The following is a 398-nucleotide window of genomic DNA, read 5'->3' on the forward strand; positions in this document are numbered from 1 at the left end:
GGCATCCCCATGTTGAACGGCACCGGAACCGGCATCGGGAACGGCATACTGTCCTGCGGCGTACCAATACGTTTCTTCCACACCACTTCATTGGTTTTCAGATCCAGCGCCGAGATATAGCCCCATGCTGGCTGTTTACATGGCAGACCAAACGGTGAGAGGAACGGATTGAGCGTGACGCCATACGGTACACCGTACTGCGGCTGAATGCCGGATTCCGTACCCGTGCCTTTGGCATCTTTCGGCTGTTCCATCGGATTACCCGGACCGCGCGGGATCAGTTTCGAAACAAACGGCAGTGCCATTGGGTTGGCAATTGCCACTTCACGATTCGGATCAACGGAAATCCCGCCCCATTCGAACATCCCCAGGTTACCAGGGAAGACCAGAGTACCCTG

General features: G+C 56.0%; 1 pseudogene. It reads right to left on the reverse strand.

Annotated elements, in window-relative coordinates:
• Window positions 1-398: pseudogene (locus ACEWB7_RS18465) on the reverse strand (membrane-bound PQQ-dependent dehydrogenase, glucose/quinate/shikimate family); the annotation flags it as partial.

Origin of the sequence: Acinetobacter sp. NIOH-H-8, from assembly GCF_046635365.1 — a bacterium.
Classification (GTDB): domain Bacteria; phylum Pseudomonadota; class Gammaproteobacteria; order Pseudomonadales; family Moraxellaceae; genus Acinetobacter.